Raw genomic sequence first — 7,172 nt, 5'->3', positions numbered from 1 at the left:
ATAAACCGTCCATCGCTGAACCGCCGTTTTCACCGATAATACCTTTCGGGAACAACTCTTTATACCATTTTTGGATATACTCTGTTCCTTTTACTGCCCCTTCGTTATTTAAGCCAATATCGTTGCGATCTAACGCACCGTTATTGTTTTTAAATACGTAACCGCCCATACCCGCGATAACGCCATGTGCGAAATAGAAGTTATCCCAAAGCGCTAAGAAACCGTATTGATCGCCTTTTGTGAACTCTTTTGAGAACTGATACAATTCGTCCATCGTTTCAGGCGCTTTGTCCATTAATTTTTTGTTGTAAATGAATACAGGAGTTTCTACTGCTTTTGGAAGTCCGTATAACTTTCCATCATACATTTGCGCCGCAATTGAAGATTCTGTAAACGTATCTAATACCGCTTGATCGACGTTAATTTCGCGAATTAATCCTTCCGTCACGAGCTGACCGATTTGGTCATGTGGAACAGTGATGACGTCAGGACCTGTGCCTGCTGGACCATCTAAACGAAGTTGATCGCGTTGTTTTGTCGCCATTTCAACTTCTTTGTACTCCACTTTAATGCCGTACTTTTCTTCGAACGCTTTAATCGCTGGCTCTAACGCCACCCCACGCTTGACGTCTTCCCAAACGACAAGCTTTTCTGGTTTTGGCGGCATGCCGTCTTCGGATACTTCTGTTTTTCCTTCATTTTCATTTTCTTTTGGCTTTGCCTCATCTTGTGGACCACAACCTGCCATCACACCTGCAAGCAACGCAAGCGATGAAAAAATGGATACCGTCTTTTTCATTTCGACCCCTCCTGTGTTTTAAGCAATACGTACAAACGCTTTCATTTTTTTGCGAAAACGATTGCACAACCTTTATCTTCATTATACAATCATTTTTCGTTTTGACAACTATTTTTTTCATCTTTTTTTGAATGAATGTTGACTTTTTACTGTCTTTCATTTTACGCTTGACATAGGCATTGTATGCGCTTCCTTAAACGGTCGCATCAAGAGCACCTCAATATGTGATAAAAAGCGCAATCGATTGCGCGTGAAATAGAGAGGAGTGATTGAAACATGTTGAAAGAAGCGATTTACCATCGTCCAAAAGATGCATTTGCTTATGCATACGATGAACGAACGTTACATATTCGTCTTCGCACAAAAAAAGATGACGTTGACGCCGTATATTTATTGTTTGGCGACCCGTACGTATGGGAAGATGGCGCGTGGCAATTTGATAAGCAACCGATGCAAAAAAGCGGTTGTGACGCCCTATTTGATTATTGGTTTATCGCCGTGCAACCACCGTATCGCCGCTTGCGCTACGGATTTGAATTGCACGATGAGGAAAACGTGCTCGTCTATACGGAAAAAGGCTTTTATGACAAAGCGCCAACAGACGATACCGCATACTATTTTTGTTTTCCATTTTTAAACCGCATCGACGTTTTTGACGCACCTAGCTGGGTGAAGGATACAGTATGGTATCAAATTTTCCCTGAACGGTTCGCCAACGGCAATCCGAAATTAAATCCGCCACATACGCTCCCGTGGGGAAGCGTCGATCCGACGACAACGAGCTTTTTTGGCGGCGATTTTGAAGGGATTATCGAACGGTTAGACTATCTTGTCGAGCTCGGCATTAACGGCATTTATTTTACGCCGATTTTTAAAGCCCCGTCGAACCATAAATACGATACGATCGACTATTTTGAAATCGACCCGCAATTTGGCGATAAACAAACGTTTAAACGGCTCGTTGAGGCGTGCCATGAAAAAGGCATTCGCGTCATGCTCGATGCGGTATTTAATCATAGCGGCTATTATTTCGCTCCGTTTCAAGATGTATTAAAAAACGGGGAGTCATCTCGCTATAAAGATTGGTTCCATATTCGTCACTTTCCGCTTCAAACCGAACCAATTCCAAATTACGATACGTTTGCGTTCGTGCCGGAAATGCCGAAGCTAAATACAGAAAACCCGGAAGTGAAGCAATATTTATTAGACGTCGCAACATATTGGATTCGCGAATTTGACATTGACGGATGGCGGTTAGATGTGGCGAATGAAGTCGATCATCAATTTTGGCGCGAGTTTCGCCAAGCGGTAAAAGCGATCAAACCGGACGTGTACATTCTCGGTGAAATTTGGCACGATGCGATGCCGTGGTTACGAGGAGATCAATTTGATGCGGTCATGAACTATCCGTTTACAAACGGGGCGCTGAACTATTTCGCGAAAGGACATGTGTGCGCGAGCGAATTTGCGAACACGATCGTTCACGTATGGCATAACTATCCGCAAAACGTAAACGAAGTTGCCTTTCATTTGCTCGGCAGCCACGACACGCCGCGCATTCTCACGCAATGCGACGAACAAAAAGAAAAAGTGAAACTTATGTTTACGTTCCAACTTTCTTTCAGCGGATCACCATGCATATATTACGGAGACGAAATCGGTCTAACTGGCGGTCAAGACCCGCTTTGCCGAAAATGTATGGTATGGGAAAAGGAAAAGCAAGACCGCGATTTATTTGCGCACGTGCAAACGCTCATTTCATTGCGCAAACAATATCGTGCCTTGCGCTTCGGAGAGTTTCATGTGTTAGAAACAAACGATGAAACGAATCATATCGCTTACGTGAAAACATATGACGACGAAACGATTGTTTGCGTATTAAACAACGGGGAAGCCCCATTGGAATGGACCGTTCCGTTTTCACTTGCTGACAAAACGGTCACAAACCTTTGGACAAACGAGCAAATGACGGAGCAAACGATGACAATCGAGCCGTACGGCTTTCGAATGCTGCTCGTACAAGCTACGTCCGCTGAATAAAGCGACGATATTCGCTTGGTGTCATCCCTTCCATTTTTTTAAATACGCGCGAAAAATACGCGCCATCTTCAAATCCGACTTGTTTTGCGATCGCCGCGACCGTCTCATTCGTCGCGGCTAATTTTTTCTTTGCCATCTTTAGCCGATAATCGTTTACATATTGCAACGCGCTCATGCCGATCGTTTTTTGCATGCAACGCGAAATGTAGTCTGGATGAAGGCGAAGCGCATGAGCGAGATGCCCCATGTCAAACGGCTCTCCGTAATGACGATGAATATACTCCATCGCCGCGGCACATACATGCTCGGCAGCAGACGGAATATGAAGCATTTGTTTTTGCAGTTGAACGATCCATTGAGCGAATAACAACTGTTGCGTTAACGAATGATCCGGCGTTTGTTGCTCGCGGACAATGTGTTGAAGCATCGCCTCCATCCCCGCTTGTTTCAACTTTCCATATTGGGGGATAAACAAGCGATATTGCGCATAATCGACATATGTAGCCTCTCTCTCAATAATATCACCCCATCCGTACGGCTGTTTTTCGACACGATCGTATTTTGGTATTGAAAAATGAATCCAAATAAAATGCGTATCTTCATCGCACGGCTCATGCCCATAATGTTCAAAGCCCGGGCATAAAATGACGTATTCCCCTTCACGGACAACGAACGTTTCATCTTGTTCGGTCATATATAGCGTCCCTTTTTGCACATACAAAAAATCGAATACAGAAAACGTGCGGCGAAAATGTTTCATTCCTTTTCGAAACATCGCCTCGCCCCCTTTAATAAAAACAGGAAACGGCGGAACGGAAAACGATATATACATAAGCCCCCTCCTTTCAGTCGGAAATGTACAAAAGTAATCGTCTTTTTCCCTTTTTTCCATTATAACAATCCATTAAACTAAAAACAGTTTGCAAGTCGGAAATCGTAAAGGAGTTGTCTTCTTTGGCAAAAAAGCTTTCTTTATTTGCGCTCACTTGGCCGATTTTTATTGAATTGACGCTTCATATGTTAACGGGCAACGCCGATACGTTTATGCTTAGCCAATATGCAGATGAAGCGGTTGCTGCGGTCGGGGTAGCGAATCAACTGTTGTTTATGGTCGTTGTCATGTTTGGCTTTATCGCAACAGGAACATCGATTTTAATTGCACAATATGCTGGGGCAAATGATGAAAAAACAGCTTCCTACATCGGAGCTGTTTCCATTTGGGCAAATATGCTATTTGGCGTCGTATTAAGTGTTGCCCTTTGGGCAGGAAGCGACACTCTTCTTCACCTTATGAACGTCCCGAATGAACTTATTGCTGATGCGCGCGCTTATTTGTGGATTGTCGGCGGCTTTTCGTTTGTGCAAGCGCTCATTATGACGCTCGGGGCGATATTGCGCAGCTACGGGTTTACGCGCGACATGATGAACATTACGATCGGGGTTAATATATTAAACATCATTGGAAACTATTTCGTTTTGTTTGGGCCGTTTGGCTTACCTGTATTAGGTGTCGAAGGGGTCGCTTGGTCAACGACGATCAGCCGTATCATCGGTCTTGTCATTGGATTTTTTCTCATCATGAAGCGTCTCCCACATCCGCTTCCGCTTTTGTCAAAAGAGGCGCTTTCATTTGCTTACGTGAAACAACTATTAAAAATCGGCATTCCATCTGCAGGTGAACATGTCGCTTACAATACGTCGCAGCTTGTCATCACCTATTTCATTACGATGCTTGGCACAGAGGCGTTAACGACAAGAGTATATACGCAAAACATCATGATGTTTATTTTTTTATTTAGCGTCGCTATCGGGCAAGGGACGCAAATTATCGTCGGGCATCTCGTTGGGGCGGAACGGTTTCATGAGGCGTATACCCGTTGCTTGCGGAGCTTACGGCTCGCTGTCATCATTTCGTTTGCTGTTGCGGCGTTGTTTTCCGTCTTTTCCGATCAACTGTTTTCCATTTTCACAAGCAACAAACGGATGATTGAAACAGGCGGGACGCTCATTTTGCTTACGATGCTTCTTGAGCCCGGGCGTTCTTTTAATCTCGTCATTATTAACTCTTTACGCGCGGCCGGCGATGTAAAATTTCCTGTCTACATCGGTATCGCATCGATGTGGGGAGTAAGCGTCCCGCTCGCCTATATTCTTGGCATTTCGTTCGATCTCGGTTTAGTCGGCGTCTGGCTTGCCTTTACAGCAGACGAATGGCTGCGCGGTTTGCTCGTCTATTGGCGCTGGAAATCAAACGTATGGCGCACAAAATCGTTCGTCAAAAAGGAAGCGACAGCTTAACGCCAAGCAAATGGTTAGCGACGTTTTGCCCGCTAATGACAACCATTGGCGATCCACCTCTCACGTGGATTGCCCCCAAATATAATGCTGAAATTTCCTTACATTCTTTCGACAGACGTAAATTGAACAAAAAAATACAGAAAAAAAGACAGCCGTTTTTTTAGCTGTCTGTTAACCGAATGTTATAATGCTCAAACCATTCGTGAAATTGAATGAAATACGCTAACAGCTGCGGACCAGACATGAGTTGACCGAACCATGGAATGCGAAACGATTGCCCTTTCGTTTCCACTAATTTCTTTAACTTCTTTCGATCAAACAATTCATATAAAACGGACGAGCGATTCGTTAAAATCGTCTCTAGCCGTTCAGCCACGATGTCCGTATAACGTGGATGATGTGTTTTCGGATACGGACTTTTTTTCCGATACAACACGTCATTTGGTAAAATGCCTTCAAACGCTTTGCGTAAAATTCCTTTTTCACGATTGTTGTACATTTTCATCTCCCACGGAATGTTCCATACATACTCAACGAGGCGATGGTCAGCAAACGGCACGCGCACTTCTAAACTTGCCGCCATACTCATTCGGTCTTTCCGGTCTAACAACGTCGTCATAAACCAAATCATATTTAAATAAAACAGTTCGCGACGGCGCGCTTCTTCCGCACTTTCTCCGTCTGCGTGAGGAACTTCACGAAGCGTTTCTTTATAACGCATATCGGCATACTCATGAAGCGGCAGTTTTTCGCGCCACGTTTCATTGAGAAGATCGAACCGCTCATCTAACGACCGCATCCACGGAAATCCATCTCGCTCAAAATCTTCTTTTCTATGGAACCACGGATACCCCCCAAAAATTTCGTCTGCACATTCACCTGACAAACTAACGACAAATTGTTGCTTGATTTGACGGCAAAACCAAAGAAGCGATGAATCAATATCCGCCATCCCCGGCAAATCACGGGCAACGACTGCCGCTTTTAAATCATCGGCTAATTGTTGTTGAGAAATGACGCACGTATGATGGACGGTTTGAAACGCATCCGACATTTGTTTAATCCATGGTCCGTCACTGTTCGGTTGAAATGCGTTCGCTGTAAAATATTGTTCGTTTTCTTCGTAATCAATGGAATACGTATGAAGTGATCCTTTTCCTTCACGTTCAAACGCCTTCGCAGCAATCGCGGTAATCGCACTCGAATCCACCCCACCCGATAAAAACGTACAAACAGGTACATCGGAAACGAGTTGTCGCGTAATCGCATCGATTAGCAACGTCCGAATATGTTCTACCGTTTCATCAAATGAATGCTCATGCGGTGCGCTTTTTACGTTCCAATATCGCCATTGACGCACGCCGCTTTGTTGAACGATCATCGCATGAGCCGGGCGCAATTCATAAATGGTTCGAAACACGCCATGCCCCGGTGTGCGCGACGGACCGAGCGCTAAAATTTCACATAAACTTTCGCGATCAATTTCAGTGCGAACGTTTGGATGAGCCAAAATCGCTTTTATTTCTGAAGCGAATAAAAACTCCCCTTGTTCATAGCGGTAAAATAACGGTTTGACTCCTAAACGATCGCGCGCTAAAAACAATTGCTTTCGCTCATCGTCCCATACCGCAAACGCAAAAATGCCGTTCAGATGATCGACACATTGTTCACGCCACTCCATGTAAGCAGTAAGCAACACTTCCGTATCCGAATGCCCTTGAAACGTATATCCTTTTTTCAATAACTCTGTTCGAATATCTTCTGTATTATATAGCTCCCCATTATAACAAATCGTATAACGATAGCCGTTTTTCATTCGCGTCATCGGCTGCACGCCACCTGCTGGATCAACAACAACAAGCCGCTTATGTCCGAATGCGACATGATCGTCAAGCCATACGTTCGTATCATCAGGTCCCCGCAGCGAAAGCGTATTGACCATCGCCAGCACCGTTTCTTTTTCTTGGCGTAAATGACGCCCAAAATGAACCCATCCGGTAATTCCGCACACGTCAATCATTCCCTTCTGTTGTGA

General features: G+C 44.5%; 5 protein-coding genes. 2 read left to right on the top strand and 3 right to left on the bottom strand.

Annotated elements, in window-relative coordinates; all coding sequences use genetic code 11:
* Positions 1-799: extracellular solute-binding protein (locus tag V7Z64_RS10530; protein WP_334110352.1), on the bottom strand; the 799-nt coding region annotated here is incomplete at its 3' end.
* A gap of 276 nt (positions 800-1,075) precedes the next feature.
* Between V7Z64_RS10530 and V7Z64_RS10525 the strand changes: the two genes are divergently transcribed.
* On the top strand, positions 1,076-2,839 hold the full coding sequence (locus V7Z64_RS10525) for an alpha-glycosidase (protein ID WP_297988317.1): 1,764 nt from the start codon (positions 1,076-1,078) through the stop codon (positions 2,837-2,839).
* Here the strand turns inward: V7Z64_RS10525 and V7Z64_RS10520 are convergent.
* Positions 2,823-3,671 carry a helix-turn-helix domain-containing protein gene (locus V7Z64_RS10520; protein WP_042534521.1) on the bottom strand — a complete coding sequence of 283 codons (849 nt, stop codon included), beginning with the start codon at positions 3,669-3,671 and terminating at the stop codon, positions 2,823-2,825. The genes V7Z64_RS10525 and V7Z64_RS10520 overlap by 17 nt on opposite strands.
* A 122-nt stretch (positions 3,672-3,793) precedes the next feature.
* Here V7Z64_RS10520 and V7Z64_RS10515 point away from each other — a divergent pair, with 122 nt between their 5' ends.
* Positions 3,794-5,137 (top strand): MATE family efflux transporter, encoded by a 1,344-nt coding sequence (locus V7Z64_RS10515; protein WP_084220262.1) that lies wholly within the window; start codon positions 3,794-3,796, stop codon positions 5,135-5,137.
* 160 nt (positions 5,138-5,297) lie between these two features.
* Here V7Z64_RS10515 and asnB read toward each other — a convergent pair whose 3' ends face one another.
* Positions 5,298-7,148, bottom strand: coding sequence for an asparagine synthase (glutamine-hydrolyzing) (gene asnB, locus V7Z64_RS10510; RefSeq protein WP_042534659.1), 1,851 nt, complete (start codon positions 7,146-7,148; stop codon positions 5,298-5,300).
* Positions 7,149-7,172 lie beyond the last annotated feature (24 nt).

The organism is Anoxybacillus sp., from assembly GCF_036834105.1.
Lineage (GTDB): Bacteria > Bacillota > Bacilli > Bacillales > Anoxybacillaceae > Anoxybacillus.
This window is presented reverse-complemented; position numbering and strand designations above follow the sequence as displayed.

Coding starts and splice junctions, on each gene's coding strand:
- V7Z64_RS10525 (WP_297988317.1), top strand. CDS start 1,076: ATGTTGAAAGAAGCGATTTACCATCGTCCAAAAGATGCATTTGCTTAT.
- V7Z64_RS10520 (WP_042534521.1), bottom strand. CDS start 3,671: ATGTATATATCGTTTTCCGTTCCGCCGTTTCCTGTTTTTATTAAAGGG.